This window comes from Cytophagaceae bacterium ABcell3 (genome assembly GCA_030913385.1).
Taxonomy (GTDB): Bacteria; Bacteroidota; Bacteroidia; order Cytophagales; family Cytophagaceae; genus ABcell3.
This window is the reverse complement of the sequence record CP133159.1, coordinates 3,251,790-3,268,923: the sequence shown is the minus strand read 5'-3', so window position 1 is coordinate 3,268,923 and position 17,134 is coordinate 3,251,790. Positions and strand designations below refer to the sequence as shown.

The following is a 17,134-nucleotide window of genomic DNA, read 5'->3' as shown; positions in this document are numbered from 1 at the left end:
ATGAACTATATTTTCACTTCTAATTTTCCTTCCACTTTTACCTCTTTCCTACCGCTTAATAAATCGGACATGAGGCCTTGTTTCACATGCAAAAGTTTCGTCAAAGTTGAAAGTTCAGATTTTAGCAGCTTGTTCAGAGCAGTCATTCTATTAATAATTAATATCATTTCTTCGTGTTTGGGAACAATGAAATGCATCGCCTTAATTTGTTGAAAATTCAACCCTTCCCGGTTTCCTCCTGCAATTAGTTTGAAAATTTGTGACTGACCTTGATAATCATTTAAGTATTCACTTAAAAATAAAGCCAATTCAAAGGATGGATAAAATGGCCTTAGTATACAAACATGCTGATTTACATTTGCCACTTTTAAATCTAATGGAAAATATGTTGCTCTACCTATTGATGCACCGGTAATATTAAGCAAAACATCATATGGTTTTACTCTTGTACTTGCCATATTAGTGTCTATTGCTTCAGAAATAAATGCTACATCTTCTAATGATAACTCATTGACAAGAACATTCTGACTCCTAATAAACAAAACACCACTTTCTTGGTAAACTTCACTTCCTCCTAAAGGAGTTTTACCACTACCAACTTTTTCTAAAACCTTCTCCAACCTCACCACCTCCCACTCCTTCGGCACCATGCCCAGGGGAGAATCCTTATACAAATGCGGGGCGTCTTTGTAGGCGGGGCGGAGTTTGCCGGTGTTGACATCTATGCCACGGGTAAACAAGTCCTGCAAAAGGCCTTGTTTTATGGCTTTATATTTCTCTATTATCGCTTCTGTTTTCTCTATCTGCCCGTCAACCGTACTCAGTATCTGCGCTATCTTCCGCTGTATGGGGAGAGGGGGAAGATTTAAAGAAATATTTCTTATTGAATCTAAAGTTAAACCATAGCGGGTACTTCCGTTTGCTTTATTGCTGAATTGCTTTTTTATATCATCAAGCAGCAGGTAGTGCATTAAGAACTCCCCATGACAATTAAATGGCCTTATTAAAGCTAAATGATAACCACAAACTAAATTATCAATATCCTCAGTTATTACTGAAGGTACCGCAATGTCATCAGGAGTTTCAGAATCTTTTGTTATTAAAACGTCATTCTTGATGAGTTGAAATTTTACAAGTTCAGATGCATTAACAGAGCCATCAGAGAAAATTATTCTGGAATGAATATATCTATTGTTGTATACATCCATGTAATTACAAAGCTTCACAGGTAATTCCTCTTTATGTATTACCTTATCAACATTGCTTGGGAAAATATCTGCTACTTCAAATAATTTAACTTTTCTACTCATACCCCAACTCCATTAAAAACTTGTCCAACATTGCTTTTTCCTCATCCCGTTCTGTTTCCAGCTGCTTCAGGGTAATGCTGTACTTGCCGTACAGGTTTTCCACCGCCGCTACAAAGGCCTGCACGTGTTGTTTCAGATATCCGTCAAAGGTATCCAGCAAGGTGTTTTTCCAGCGGGCAAGTATCAGTTCCTCGGCCTCCTCTTTAGAGATTTTCTGCCTTGCCACTTCCACCAGTTCGGCTTTGCGTTTGTCAAGGGCTTTTACCTCTGTTTTCAGATGTTTCAGCTCTTTTGCAAGGGCTTCGTGCTTTTCTATCTGTTCCTGTAGTTTTTTGTTGTTCTTGTCTTTTTTCAGTTTGTCCTTCAGGTTTTTCAAATCTTTCTTAGAAAGCACGCCGCTCTCGCTTTCCTCATAGTCATAATCTTCCCCTTCTGCCTCGGCAAACAAAGCTTCCAGTTCGGCAATGCGGTTCATGTTGGTTTCATGTTTTTCCAGCAGTTCGGGAAACTGAGACTGCAGGATTTCCTCCTCAGGAATCAGGGCAGCACCCCATCCGCTGGCAGCCACAGATTTCAGGTCACTGAGGATAATGTCGTGGTTCCAGAAAGAAGCAAAAGCACCCCGCAGCCTGAACTGGTCAAGCAGACTGAGCGGCAAAAGGGCCTTGGTAATGTCGTCGGTAAAGCGGTTGTAGAGTTCATAAACCTTCTTCTTGCTGTCCATGCCCCTGAGCTCCGGCAGGTTTTTCTCCCACCAGGCGGCAATGATGTCGCGGTAGTCCTGCAGCTTTTTGTTTATCTCCCCGCTGTTTTCCAGCAGTTCCCTGATATTCTCTTTGCCTGTTACGGCTCCGGTAAATTGCAGGTAATCCTTTTTATATGGCCGGAACAGGAGCGCCCTCACGCCGTCAAAATTCCTGAAATAAAAGTCCAGCGCCTCCACTTCCGCCTCCGGAATGCCACCATAGAGATGTGCCGTCACGTCGTGCGGCTCCGGTTCTGGGGCATTGTCCACATAGCGGCGTATGTTCAGGTTGTACTCCTCCTTCTCTATTTCCTCCAGACTTACCAGCCGCGCGTATTTTTCCACCGGTAGTTTATGGCGGTACACATAGCTGATTTTGGCAATGTCCTCCGGCCGCAGCTTGTTCTGGTTTTTGCCTTCTTTGTACTCCCGGTCGGCATTGACAAACAGCACCTCTTTCCGCTGTGCGGCACCTTCCTTGTTTATCAACAGCACAGAAGCCGGAATGCCCGTACCGTAAAACAGTCCCGGTGGCAGGCCTATTACCGCTTCCAGCAAACCCTCCTGTAGCAGGTACTGCCGCGCCTCTTTTTCCTGTCCGCCACGGAACAGCACCCCGTGCGGCATAATCACCGCCATCCGGCCATTGGCCTTCAGCACGGAAACCATGTGCTGCACAAACATAAAATCGGCCTTTTTACCATTGTCGGGCATAAATACCCGGAAACGGTCTTTGAACTTCAGCTCTTTGAGGCTGTAGTTCTGCGAAAAGGGCGGATTGGCAATCACCCTGTCAAAACGCTTCAGTTCGCCATTTGCCTCCAGGTGCTGCGGTTCCTTCAGCGTATCCTCATGCCGGATGTCGGCAGAGTAAATGCCATGCAGGAGCATGTTCATACGGCACAGAGACCAGGTGGTACCGTTGCTTTCCTGTCCGTACAGCGACAGGTCGCGGATGTTGCCACCCGTCCGCGCCACATAATCCCATGACTGTATAAGCATACCTCCGGAACCAACGGTAGGGTCATAGATGCTCATGCCCTCCTGTGGCTCAATCAGCGTCGTAAGCAGGTTTACCACCTCGGTAGGTGTATAGAACTCCCCGCCTTTTTTGCCCGCACTGTCGGCAAAGTACTTGATAAGGTATTCGTAAGCAGCCCCCATGAGGTCAGGAAACTCAAAATCCTCGTTGCGCAGGGGAATCAATTCAAAGTGCTGGATAAACTCCACCAGTTTTTCATCACTGATGGCCTTTTGTCCTACCTTTTTGTTATAGTTAATGCTTTTAAGCACATCCTGTAAGGTGCTGGTATTGGCCTCCTCCAGTTCGGTGAGTGCCTTGTTGAGGGCCGAGCCCACATCTTTTTTCAGGTGGCGGATATTTGCCCACCGTGCCCGCTCCGGAACATAGAAGTCATATTTGGCCGGATTTTCCAGCTGCCGGGCAATCAAATCCTCAGAAAGTCCTTTTTGGGTATATTCCTCCTTCAGCCTTGCACGGTCTTCATCAAACTTGTCGCTGAGCCTTTTCAGGAACAGCATACCAAATATATGCTCCTTAAATTCAGAGGCATCCATATTTCCCCGCAGGATGTCACAGGCATCTTTAAGTAAATTTTCAAGTCTGGAAAGGGTAACTTTTTGGGTCATATAGGGAAAAATTCTTAATTCTAAAGGATTTTAAAATTAGACATTAAGAGACGGAAATGGAAGGGAAAGGTAACAATTGTTACAATGTGCTTTCTAACAATAAATTATAAGTAAATAATAATGAACTAACATTGGTAAAAGACAATTTAATGTCTAATTTTAAGCTATGTGAGAAGGTAGTTGTAATACCGATTGGTTACGTTTTTTTCTGAGTTGCTTATCAAGACATACGTTGATAAGGTTGGACATTTCAAGAAAACAAGTTTCTCCCAGATAAAGAGAGAATGCCTGTTGAATTGCTGTTAGTAATATATATCTAATAGTGAATGTTCTGGTTCTGATTGCTTTCATGATAAAGTTTATTATTATGTTTAAAGTTATGAAGAATATTTCCACAAAGAGGGGCGATAAGCTTTAGCTTATTGGTTTAGCATGTGCCGGTCAAGGTTGCTCCGACAGCTACTTTTCTCACTTTTTTATTATGATTAAAAAAGACTGGTTTAAAATAAAAGGCTATCCGCATATTGGTGAGCCCCTCACCCATGCAGACAGGCCGTGGGTAGAAAAACTTGTGAAGGATAAAAAAAGAGTTTCCCAACATAGCTTCTCTCCTTTCATTTTTAATCCCATAACGGTTAGAAAGTTCCGAAAAGAAAAATTTCAGGATGGCTCCCGTTCAGAGCTTAGAGTTTCCGGAGATAAAACCCGTCCAATATATTACGCCAACCACATTGATGCTTGTATATACGGATACTATTCCTCCTTAATTCAGGAAAGTTATGAGAGCTATCTGAGCGATGCAGGAATTAAAGAATGCGTAACAGCTTACAGAAAAATCCCTAAAGACCCTGATAATCTAAAGGCTGGGAATAAGTGCAATATTGATTTTGCAAGTGAAGTATTCCAGTATATAAAGAATAGTGGCAAGCAAGAGCTTATTGCCATTGCCTTTGACATTTGTAGCTTTTTTGACAATCTGAGCCACAAAAAATTGAAGGTAGCCTGGAGAGAGGTTATTAAATCCGGCACCGACTTACCTTGTGATCATTACAACGTTTTCCGCAACATCACTAAATTTTCATATGTATATGAAAGAGAAATATTTAATGAATTCAAGTCGAGCATTATAGTAAAGGACGCTGCCAATAACATAAAGAGAAAAAAAGTCAACAAGCGTAAATACCTTAAAGAGAATAAGGCTGTTGCTTTTTGCCAATCCAAAGAAATAGATATTCTTAGAGAGAAAAACTATATCAAAAGCAATAAATATGAAAAGGATAAAAAGGATAGGTATATAACAGATGAAAATGGGAACAAAGTGCTTAGGAAAAAAGGCATTCCGCAGGGCTCTCCTATTAGTGCTGTTCTTGCTAACATCTACCTTTATGAGTTTGACAAAGCAGTTTCTGATTTCATTTCAGGTATTGGAGGATTATATAGAAGATATTCAGATGATATTGTAGTTGTTTGCGAACCTGCCTATGAGCAGCAAATTATTTCTTTTGTAGAGAAGCTAATAAAAGAGGTTGAATTAGAAGTAAACTGTAATAAAACACAAATTTTTCATTTCATAAAGAAGGGCGGCAGGTATATGTGTTATGAAAAAAACGCCTGTACTAAAAAACTTCTCACAAACACCATGTTTGACTATTTAGGTTTTTCCTTTGACGGGCATTACACATATTTAAAGTCAGCCAGCCTGGCAAGCTTTTACCGGAAGATGAAAAGGAGCGTAAGAAGAGGGAAGTATTATTCAAGTAGAATTAACAACTCCACAAATGGAGAACTTTTTAAATCAAGGCTATACAAGAGATTTACTTTCTTAGGAGCAAAAAGAAGGAAAATTTACAAAAGGGTTCCAGGCACAACAAATAAATGGCAGAAAACCAAAAAAGACGACTGGGGGAATTACTTAAGATATGCCATTAAAGCGGCTAATAATATACCTGATAACAAAATAAAATCTCAAATCAGAAGGCACTGGAAGGTATTTCATGGTTTGATAAATGCTTCTCTTTAAATCCAAAAAGCTTATAAGCTAAAAAGCATTTATAGAAACTATACCCTACACTCCTTTTTAGCTTCCTGTACCGTATTAAGTAAAGCGGAGTTTGATGCTTTTACTATTGGAAGCTGGCAGAAATTGAAAGAGCTAATCAATAAAACTGAATACTAAAAGGTAGTAATACTATTTTTCTATTATATTTAAATATGGCATATATACAATTTTATGATGATCCAAATTATGCTTTAAGATACGAAGGACTTTCCTGTTTTGCTTTTGATTGTGTTAAGTATGGTGGTGCCGGTCGTATTGCATATTCAGATTTTTACGGTGAGAATATGGTTCCCGAACCAACAACTGAAGGAATTAATGCTATAAAATTGATTCTTTCAGAACTGATAAGTAAAGCTGAGTCTTCTACTAAAGAGGATCTAAAAGGTATCCTTGAATCTGTAGATGAAAGATTAGAGCAAGAAGGTGTTGCAGATCTTTTGGATTATGTGATTAAGATTTGTATGGAGGAGATGGATTAAATAAAGACAGTTCCTTTTATGTGGTAATAGCAACTGTATTAGCCACAGGAGTATAAATATCAACATCAACTTCAGGAGCCTCTATGGTTACAATCAGACTATATCTTACAGCAGTATCGTATTTCTGAAGTTTTTTGCGTGTTTTGTACCAACCTGAGACAGGATAAACAGCTATACAGTTTCTGGTTGATAAATCAGCACCAGAGCCAATCCAGAAATCACGGTGGATAGAACCACTATTCCTGCTTTGTTCCTTTATAATCCAGTCTTCCGATGTAAATCCCTTTTCCCCTTCCTCCCGTGCATTCTTATTGATTCTTTTTAGGAATGTATCTTTATCTTCTCCTGGTTTAATAACATTAAACCGTAAACCATGTGATCTGTAACTAAAATTATTACTGTAGGTTCGGCTTCCAGGATTTGGCTCAATATAATATGATAAGGTAACATTGAGTTTAACATCTGCGTCAGTCAGATAATCCTGAAGCACATCCACCGGCCAGGGAAACTCAAAAAAGTGAACTTCATCGTATTTGATGTCAGAACCTTGTTTTCTAAAAGGTTTTAAAGTACGCTCAGCAATTAAAGTAAGGGAACTACCAGCGCTGTATAAAGCTTTGTCTAAATCAGGAACTCCATAGCCAAATGATCTCAGCAGGTTACGTTTTTCAATAACCGGAAGCGTAGAAAATTCTTTGAGCGTTCTTCCCTGAAGCATCTGTGGCGTCCAGTCAGCTGAATGAACCATTAAACCCCTTATTGTTTCAGGCCAAAGATCAGGATATTGATTTTTTAATAAAGCTGCAAAGTTTGATGCCAGCGCCGTAGCACCACTGGTGTCACCGAAAGTTTGAAAAGGCGTATTTAAGGAGTTATTATTAGTGGTGAGCAAACGAAGTGAATGCGCAGTTATAATGTCATCATCCTGCTTAAGTAAATTACCTCCTTCCATAACCACTTCAGGTTTAATGGGCCAGTCATTTTCCCAGATTATAGAAGAAGAGTTTGATGCTCCCATTCCTCCTTTAGGGGCTAAAAGTTGGGTTCCCGGAAATTCTTCAGAGTCAAAGCAGTCCATTTCTGTATAGGCGCCGACTGTAATTGCATTGAAAGCCTGAGCCGGATCATGAACAGATTCATAAACATTTTTATCAGTATAATCCTCAGCCTTTTGTATATGAACATTCCCGGCAGAAACAAAAAACAACTGTTGGTCTGAGCCCTCATTTCCAAAGACAATACTATCTAAAGCGGCAGACCAGGAAGATGGCCGACCATATAAGGCTTCATCTTTATCAGTAACAGCCATGCAGAAAATACGTGGTCGTTCCGGAGCATTGATAACAGGAGTATTTACGGCTTCAATTGTAACGGCACCATATAATTCAGGCTTATGCGGAATCTGGTGATTGATAAGCTTATAAGATTCTATACAATGATAAATATCGATGCTGTTATTAGCAGCCAGAGCTTCGGTCAGATCCCCGTAAAGAACAAGACCGGCCATACCAGTCCCATGGCCTATACTATCATGGATACCCCAATCATAGTTGTAGCTGTATAAAGCATCTTCGCTAAGAAAATCTTTCAATAAAGGATGCAGTCTCTGAATGCCGGTATCCAAAATACAAACGGCAACACTTTCTTCATTTACATGACTTCTTACCCGACTTAACAGCTCCTGAACAGCACTTTCCCGTTCAGAATAATTTAGGTTTTGAAAAAAGTCAGCCGTTTCCTTTGGCTTTCTTAGTTCCGCAAGATTGTCTAACAAGTAAACAGAATTGTATAATTGTTGAGCGGTGGCTTTTACAAGTTTCACAAAGTGCTCCGGAAAGTTGATTTCATGACTTGCCACCTCTGCCCCGATTGACCTAAGCTGACGGGTAATCTTTTCTTTGTCAGCTTCCTGAGCCGTGTCTCCTGCTTTTTTCCGAAACCATACTTCCCACCAGACAATTTCATCTTTCTCCGGAAAAGGAACTTTGTCTGGTTCCATCCAAAAAGCCTCTAAAGTAGCGAGCTTAATGGCTTCAATATTACTTACCAGTTTGTTGTTCTTCGGCGTTTCTGTTTGCTCCCCGTTGCGCTCAACATTTTCAGAGATATATTCATTAATTTTTTTATAAAAATGACTAATACCACCTTCTGTAAGCATCACATTGGTACGATACCTTATGTCTTCGCCATGTTTTTCCTTTTTAATCGAGAGTAGCCGGTATTTAGGTTGAGCAGCATTGCTTTCAAAACTATTAAAAGCTGGTTCAAAGTTAAGCTCAGAAACAAATTCAACATAAATAGCATCATCCTGAACTATACCTTCAGCGAGCGGACCACCTTTTAGTGCTTCAAATTGTTGCTGTATTATATTCAGATGCCGAAGCAACTTATTTCCATGCGACCGTCTGTTGGTATGAACTTTAACCGGAGGCGAATTGCCCATTTTAGGGCTTTTATAATCATCTACCTGATAATAGCCATCTATTTTTATATGCCGGAAGGTAGGTTTAGGGGGCATTTACTAAAAACTTTTACGCTTCTTCAACAAAGTCAGCAAGGACTCGACTGAAATACTGTCTTCATCTAAAATTATCATCTCCTTGATAGCCTCTTCGCAAGCCCTTACAATATCTGAATAACTTAACCCCTGAGCTTCTTTACTCACCTTATCAAGCGCACTTTTTTCTGATAAGGTAAAGCCCGAAAGATGTTTTTTCAACAGAGCTTTGATATCGTCCTTGTTAGGTAAAGGATAAGAAATAATATCATCAAACCTCCTGAAGAGTGCCTTATCCAGAGAGTCGGGTAAATTAGTAGCAGCAATAACAATACTGTTGCTTTGGTCTTTCTCAATATTTATCAGAAAACTATTGAGTACTCTTTTGATTTCACCAACATCCTGTCCCTGATCCCTGTGTGAACCAATAGAATCAAATTCATCAAACAAGTAAACACCCCGGTGTTCTTCCATTGCTTCAAAAATCATTCTAAGCTTTGCAATGGACTCTCCCATAAATTTGGAGATTAAGCCATCCAACCTGATAATAAAAACCGGAAGACCAAGTTCACCGGCCAAAGCCTGAGCCGTCATCGTCTTTCCACAGCCCGGCAGGCCTGTCAGTAAAAGTTTCCGTCTGGGACTTAGGTTATGTTGTCTAAGCAGGTCTGTTTTCCGGTATTCTACAACAACCCTGTTTAATGAATCCCTCACCTGCTTATCCAATACCATATCAGCAAGCCTGATTTTGGGATTAAAAATTTCAATTAGCTCATTGAGTTCCCGTTTAGGCCTGGAAATAGGAATGGTCTTTCCGTTGTCAAGGAAAGATAAGGAACGTTCCTTTTTAGCTTTTTCAATAAGGTTTTTTAGTTCCTGAGCAAAGGTAGTATGCCCTTGTCTTGCTTCGGAGGCCGCGATTTGCATTGCAGTAGCAAAAAATCTTGATTCATCCCCTTCTCCAAAGGATTTAATAAGGCTTTTTATCTGATCTGCGGCTGCCATTAACTTTTACTTTATAACTTTTAATGAAACTGCAAAGTTTCTTTGGGTAAAGATACGTTAAACATTAACAAAAATAAAGACTTTTCTACCCACCCTTCTACCAACCTTTGGAGTAAAAAAAAATTACAATTCACTGATCTGCAAAGCAATGATATAGCTTTACAAATTTTTTTTCTACCCACCCTATAAACCAAAGTTTGGTTAATCCCCATACACATCCACGACATCCTCTTCCTGCACTTCCTCAAAAACCAGTTCCCTCGTTGCCCTCTTAATTTGCAGCTCATGGTTTATCTGGTGGTATTTTACCTTGTCGTGAAAGTCTACAATGAGGCACTTTTCAGAACCGCCTACGGCAGGTCCACGAAGACCGCGGCCTATCATCTGGGTCATGAGAACAGTACTGAAAGTTGGTCGGGTAAGGAAAATGGCATCTATGTTAGGCACGTCAAAACCTTCTGTTAAGAGGCCTACAGTAACCAGGCACTCAATCTTTCCGGTTCGGAAGTCCTGAATGATGCGGAAACGGTCGAAATCAGAGATTGAATCTCCGGTAACGTCCGGCTGGCAGCCCTCCCTGGTGATTTTGCCCATGTGAAAAACCTGAGCCTTTTGTCCGCATTCGTTGAGCATTTCTGCAATTTGATTGGCATGTTCACAATCAATACAGAAAAATAAGGCTGAGCGGAAGTTCTTTTCCTTTTTTAGGTTTATGTAAGATTCAAGAATAAAGCTGTTTCTTTCCTGACGGCTCTTTAGCTTATCCAGGTAATCTGAAAAATCTTCACCCAGAATGGTTTCGGCTTGGGTATCTACATAAACAAACTCCGGTTCAGAGAAAATCTTTGGGTTTTCTTTTTTAACATCTTCAAGCGTAACAGAAGCAACCACAGAAGGCTGTATATTCTTTTGGCTTTTATCTAAATGGAAGTGGGTTGCCAGCGTTTCCTGTTCCACACCTCCCCCTCTGTAAGGCGTGGCGGAAAGACCAATAAGCGCTTTGTATTCAAGCTTCCTGAGGATGGTTCCGTACATTTCGGTTTCACCAGATGCGCGATGACTTTCATCTACAATGATCAGGTCAAACTTTAATGCCTTCAGAATATCAAAATATTTCCCGGAGGCTTTATGACAAGAGCATATAATAAATCCTTTGTTAAAATATTCCTCACCAAAATAATGGTTATGGAAAACAGGATTCACCTCTACTTTTATTTCAGAATTCCATTTTACGGATTCAATTTCACGAGTTGCCTGTTCAAGCAGTTCCGTACGGTGAGAAAGCCAGAGCACCCTCGCAGTAGTATGCTTTTCCTTTAGAAATTGGTCAAAAAGCCATTTTACCATAGTAAATGTCTTACCAGAACCTGTGGGCATCACCAGAAAAGCACCGGTTTTGGGATAAGAATATCCCTGCAAAACAGGAAGAAAAGTTTCATTCAAATTCTTATGAACCGCTTTCTGATATTTAAAAAGCGTTTTAGAGGTAGTCTGCGGAGTAACAAATCCTTCAGGAATAGCACAAAAATCTAAAGGATTAAATTCTTCGCTTTTTTCCCACAAATCATTGAAATAGTTGACCGGTGCAAGCTTTTCGGAATCCATAATTCCTGTAAAAGCAACGGAATATTCCATGTTCCGGTTTATGCCTGCACCTGTGGCATTGGCGGAGCCGGTTATTGTGAGGTAGTTTTCATCAGCAAGCACAAAGTTGTATAGCTTATTATGCATAAGACCACAACTATATTCAACCTTGCCTACTTGTTTAAGCTGAAGTAATCCTTCAGCCATAAATTTATACAGTTCCACAGCAAAAAGATGGTCCGTTCCGGCAGGAGGAGCCAGAAGCACTTTAAGTTTTCCAGGATTTGATTTTATAAATGAAGTAAGTCCTGCTTGCTCAAAAAACGTTTTATTGGTAACAAAAGAAAGAAGGTGAACCTCCTTCAATTTAGGATTTTTCAAGAGACAGGAAACAGCCTCAGGAAAAAGATCTGAATTTGTAAGTTTTCTGGCGTCATCACCAACGGCATAAAGCAAAGAGCGATTTTTTGATAAAACCGTAGACTCGTTTTTGCCGGCAATGTTATGGGCATCTTTTTCTGAAAATTCTCCTTCAAACCTATACGTATCTTTAAGGTTGGTTTTGGCAGGTTCGTCATATTTTTCTTCAGAATATTCTCCTCCATGCAAAAGATTGTCGCCGGAGAAGTTTTCTATTTTTTCAAGAATTTCATTAATCCAGGCTCCCTTTCTTGGTTCTCCTTTTTCATTCAGGACATAAAAGACATTGCTTGTACCGGGTCTTCCTTGTTTACTTTGTGGATCAGATATCTTCCATTTTCTGTCATAACCGTTCAGTAAAACCCCATTTTCTTCAGAAGTAACTAAATTATATGTAAAACCATTTCTGTTGTTTTGATTTTTGGGTTTTTGGTATTTTCTGTAAACACTAGCGTCTTTATACCAACCAACAACTACCTGTGCACCTTGCCTTATTGAAGTAGCAAAGAATATTACAAGTACATCTTCTATTAGGTTTTTATCATTTAAGTTTACAGATATTCTTTCAAGATTTAGTTCACGTCTGGAAAATGATTGCATTGAAGGTTGTACATAACCGAATAAGATACCCTTCTCAGGTTTAAAACTATAAACCTCATGACCTACCTCATCTTTATTATAACTTCCTCCACCTATGGGCCTTTTTCCTTTATCTTTTATATCGTCATAATATTTACACCATCCAACGCGACAAAAAAGGACTTTTTTCATAATGTTTTAAATAATTAGTTGAAAGAAAAATCAAAAAGCATGTTTAAACAGGCAACTTTTAAATCTACACCAAACCGGCATTTATTGCAATAATAAAGCACTTCCGGAAGATAAACTCCCCTCACCTCCTCACATTCCATGTACAGCAGTTCAGCACCCCGCCTATGTCAGAATCAGAATTCTCAGGATGATAGAATGAACAGAATTTTGGATGTTGGGGCAACCAGACTGGTTCTTGTTCAATCCAGCAGTTCTTAAAAGGCTACTCCTTTTTCATCCTGAAAATTAAGAAGTTCTGAAAATCCTGATTCAGACAGAAGGCAATGTCAGAATCAGAACTCTCGGGATTGGAGAATGGGCAGAATGCTGTCTGGTGGAAGGTAGCAGTATCCATAGAATACATCTTTTAGAAAACCACTTTTCTGCCAGTGTCTAACAGATGCCGGAATGGGTCCGGCACGGGCTGTTATTTTTGTTTATCAGGGAGAGTCACCAAAATAGTTTTACTTACGGTAAAATATCGCAGAAAAAATAAACCTTTTGCTCTCTCCCCGCACCTGTTGCGGGGTCTGTTGGTGAATAGCAGTATTTGTGGAAAACGTCTTTTGAAAAACCACTTTTCTGCCAACTTTTGACAGATGCCGGAACGGGTCCGGCACGGGCTGTCATTTTATTTTTCAGGTATAGTCACCCAATTAATTCTGCATAAGGTATATCATTAATTGAATCATTGGATCATCAAACGTGGCTAATGTTCATTTATATCTTCTCCAACCATTTCCTTGCATTGACAAATGCCTCCATCCATGGCGACACTTCGTCTTGGCGGCCTTTTGGATAATGTGCCCATTGCCATTGTAACAGTGAACGTTCAATGTGTGGCATCATGACCAGGTGGCGGCCTGTGTCGTCGCACAACATAGCGGTATTATAGTCTGAACCGTTAGGGCAATGCGGATAGGTTTCGTAGGCATATTTGGCTACGATCTGATATTTGTCTTCTGTTTGTGGCATGCTAAAACGGCCTTCTCCGTGCGACACCCAAACGCCCAAGGTACACCCGGCAAGGTTGGAAAGCATCACTGATTTGTTTTCACTGATGGTTAGGGAGGTGAAAATACTTTCGTGTTTTTGACTCACGTTGTGAAGCATTTTAGGCTTCTTGTCATGATCCATGTTGATGAGACCCAACTCTATGAATAGTTGACAACCGTTACAGATACCGACCGACAATGTATCGTCGCGTTCGAAGAAGTTTTCCAAGGCTGTTTTGGCTTTGTCATTGTACATAAATGCGCCCGCCCAACCTTTGGCCGATCCTAACACGTCGGAGTTAGAAAACCCTCCTACTGCGCCAATAAACTGAATATCCTCTAAAGTCTCCCTGCCGGAAATCAGGTCTGTCATGTGCACGTCCTTTACATCAAACCCGGCCATATACATGGCATTGGCCATTTCCCGTTCGGAATTGCTTCCCTTTTCACGGATGATGGCAGCTTTGATCCTTGGTTTGGCAGGATCTATAACAGGCTTTTTACCATCAAAACCTTCCGGGAATTTGTAGATAAGGTCGTGCTTTTTATAGTTGTCAAAACGCTCCTTGGCACTTACAGCCCCGCTTTGCTTGATATCTAAAAGGTACGATGTCTTATACCAAGTGTCTCTTAATTGAGGTATGTCAAAATTGTAGGCATCCGAGCCGTTTTTCAATTCCAAAGTGGCTTTAGAAGTGCTAGCTCCTATTTTATGGAAAATAACCCCATTGGCTTTCAATGTAGCTTCTACCTCTGCTGGAGCCTGGAATACCACGCCAATATTTTCAGCAAAAAGTACCTTTACAGTATCCGGCTCACCAAGTGATGTTAAGTCTAGTTTTGCCCCCAAGTTGTTGTCGGCAAAGCACATTTCCAATAAAGTAGTAATCAAGCCACCGCTGCCGATATCATGTCCTGCCTCTATCTTACCTTCCTTAATTAACTGTTGAAGTGTATTAAAAGCGTTTTTAAATTGGTCGGCATTGGTAATGTCAGGTGTTTCATTTCCGATTTTGTTGACCACCTGCGCAAAAGAAGACCCGCCAAGTTTATAAGCATCGTTTGACAGGTTGATATAGTAAATATTACCCCCATCTTTCTGCAATACAGGCTCCACCACTTTACGAACATCACTGCAATTGGCACCTGCGGAAATGATAACCGTTCCCGGCGCTATTACATCCTCTTCTTTATATTTTTGCTTCATAGATAGCGAGTCTTTGCCGGTTGGGATATTGATACCCAAGGCAATGGCAAAGTCAGAGCAAGCTTCTACGGCTTTATATAATCGAGCGTCTTCACCTTCGTTTTTGCAGGCCCACATCCAGTTGGCCGAAAGGGAAACGCTTTTTAGGCCATCTTTCAAAGGCGCCCAAACAATATTTGACAGTGATTCGCCAATGGCATTGCGACTACCGGCTGCCGGGTCTATAAGGGCCGAAATTGGGGCATGTCCTACCGAGGTGGCAATACCTTCTTTGCCTTGAAAATCAATGGCCATTACACCACAATTGTTTAAAGGCAATTGAAGCGGTCCTGCACATTGTTGTTTAGCCACGCGTCCGCCCACGCAACGGTCTACTTTATTGGTAAGCCAGTCTTTACAGGCCACTGCTTCTAATTGCAGCACCTGTTCCAAGTAAGACTGAAGTTGGTTTTTATCATAAGTTACCGCTTGGTAAGTCCTTTCTACAGACTTATCGGTCATGACCATTTTAGGGGAGCTGCCGAACATATCGCCCAGCTCCAAATCCATTGGCTTCTCTCCACTTGTAGAAGACTCAAAGGTAAAGCGGTGGTCGCCGGTCACATCTCCTACCGTATACATAGGCGAGCGTTCACGTTCGGCGATTTTCTTCAAGGTCTCAATGTCCTTCTCTCCTATCACCAAACCCATACGTTCTTGCGATTCGTTGCCGATAATTTCTTTGGCAGAAAGTGTCGGGTCGCCTACTGGCAGTTTGTCAAGATCTATTTTGCCTCCGGTTTCTTCTACCAATTCAGAAAGACAGTTAAGGTGTCCGCCGGCACCATGGTCATGAATAGACACAATGGTATTATTTTCATGCTCCACCATTCCTCTAATGGCATTGGCGGCACGTTTCTGCATCTCTGGATTCGAACGCTGGATGGCATTTAACTCAATACCGGTTCCATGCTCACCGGTATCTGCCGAAGAAACGGCTGCGCCACCCATTCCGATTCTATAGTTGTCACCGCCAAGAATGACGATTTTATCTCCGGTTTTGGGTTTCTTTTTCTGCGCCTGACTGGCTTTTCCATATCCTACGCCCCCGGCAAGCATGATCACTTTGTCATATCCCAGCTTTCTTGGAGATGGAAGTGAATCAGCTTTTTCGTCGTGCTCAAAAGTGAGGACCGAACCTGTAATCAACGGCTGTCCAAATTTATTTCCGAAATCTGTAGCACCATTGGAAGCCTTGATAAGGATGTCCATAGGGGTTTGATAAAGCCACTTTCTTTCCTGTGTGGCTTTCTCCCAAGGACGGTCTTTTTCCAAACGAGATAAAGCGGTCATGTAAACAGCTGTTCCAGCTAAAGGAAGTGCACCTTGACCGCCTGCTAGTCTGTCTCTGATCTCCCCTCCTGAACCTGTGGCCGCACCATTAAAGGGCTCGACGGTTGTAGGGAAGTTATGGGTTTCAGCTTTTATGGAAATAACAGATTCAAAGTCGCTTACCTGATAAAAATCCGGCTCGTCGGCACGTTTGGGGGCAAACTGTTGAACGGTAGGGCCTTTAATAAATGCTACATTGTCTTTATAAGCAGAAACAATATCGTTAGGGTTGGTTTCTGATGTTTTCCGGATAAGCTTGAACAAAGAACTTTGTTTTTCTTCGCCATCAATAATGAACTTTCCATTGAAGATCTTATGCCGGCAGTGCTCCGAGTTTACCTGTGAAAAACCAAATACTTCTGAGTCTGTCAAAGGCCTGCCCAGTCTTTCGGAAAGTTTGTCAAGGTACGCTACTTCCTCTTCGCTAAGCGATAAGCCTTCTTGTTTGTTATAAGCCGCAATGTCTGTTATAGGTATAACAGGTTCGGGCTTGATATTAATAGTAAAAATATTTTGATCAAGTCCGTTGTACTTTTGAGAAAGCATCGGATCAAAGTCTTTGTACCCCTTTTCTACTATTTTAAATTCTTCGATTCTGGCAATTCCCTCAATAGCCATGTTTTGGGTTATCTCAACGGCATTGGTACTCCAGGGGGTAACCATGGAAGCACGAGGGCCTACAAAAAATCCACTCAAGGAGCTTTCTTGCTTTAACTTGGCCTCACCGAAAAGCCATTCTAACTTTGAAATATCTGTAGGGTTCAGTTCTTGCTGGATTTGTACCGCAAAAACTTTATTTGATTGACTAAAAAAGAAACGGATCATGGTATTTTTTTCAAGTCCCAAAGGTACGGTATAAATTTCAAAAACTGAAAATTGAGTTGTCGGTAAGTGGATATTTCAGGTAGGTTTTTGGGCTTTTGCTATCTATGTTAAATAAGGTAAGGTAAAGGATGAGTAGCAGCTTTTTTAGTTTAATTTGCCGGCGAGGCAAAAAACAAC

8 protein-coding genes are annotated in these 17,134 nt (G+C 41.0%); 2 read left to right on the top strand and 6 right to left on the bottom strand.

Features of this window, described 5'->3' with window-relative positions; translation table 11 throughout:
* Positions 1–5: 5 nt before the first annotated feature.
* Together RCC89_13160 and RCC89_13155 are read right to left on the bottom strand one after the other, a co-directional pair.
* Positions 6–1,310, bottom strand: coding sequence for a restriction endonuclease subunit S (locus RCC89_13160; GenBank protein WMJ74106.1), 1,305 nt, complete (start codon positions 1,308–1,310; stop codon positions 6–8).
* Entirely contained in the window at positions 1,303–3,705 is a 2,403-nt protein-coding gene (locus tag RCC89_13155) for a class I SAM-dependent DNA methyltransferase (GenBank protein WMJ74105.1), read from the bottom strand. Before RCC89_13155 ends, RCC89_13160 begins: the two co-directional genes overlap by 8 nt.
* Before the next feature lie 481 nt (positions 3,706–4,186).
* Between RCC89_13155 and RCC89_13150 the strand changes: the two genes are divergently transcribed.
* Both RCC89_13150 and RCC89_13145 read left to right on the top strand, forming a co-directional pair.
* Entirely contained in the window at positions 4,187–5,725 is a 1,539-nt protein-coding gene (locus tag RCC89_13150; GenBank protein WMJ74104.1) for a reverse transcriptase domain-containing protein, read from the top strand.
* A 191-nt stretch (positions 5,726–5,916) separates the two neighbouring features.
* A complete protein-coding gene (locus tag RCC89_13145) occupies positions 5,917–6,243 on the top strand; it encodes a hypothetical protein (GenBank protein ID WMJ74103.1) in 327 nt (108 codons plus the stop codon).
* Between the two features lie 16 nt (positions 6,244–6,259).
* Here RCC89_13145 and RCC89_13140 read toward each other — a convergent pair whose 3' ends face one another.
* The 4 genes from RCC89_13140 to purL form a co-directional block, all read right to left on the bottom strand.
* A complete protein-coding gene (locus RCC89_13140) occupies positions 6,260–8,761 on the bottom strand; it encodes a S8 family peptidase (protein ID WMJ74102.1) in 2,502 nt (833 codons plus the stop codon).
* Between the two features lie 3 nt (positions 8,762–8,764).
* Positions 8,765–9,745 (bottom strand): ATP-binding protein, encoded by a 981-nt coding sequence (locus RCC89_13135; GenBank protein WMJ74101.1) that lies wholly within the window; start codon positions 9,743–9,745, stop codon positions 8,765–8,767.
* Between the two features lie 201 nt (positions 9,746–9,946).
* A complete protein-coding gene (locus RCC89_13130) occupies positions 9,947–12,520 on the bottom strand; it encodes a DEAD/DEAH box helicase family protein (protein WMJ74100.1) in 2,574 nt (857 codons plus the stop codon).
* Between the two features lie 759 nt (positions 12,521–13,279).
* The gene (gene purL, locus RCC89_13125) at positions 13,280–16,957 is read right to left on the bottom strand and encodes a phosphoribosylformylglycinamidine synthase (protein WMJ74099.1); all 3,678 of its coding nucleotides are present in this window, start codon (positions 16,955–16,957) and stop codon (positions 13,280–13,282) included.
* Positions 16,958–17,134 lie beyond the last annotated feature (177 nt).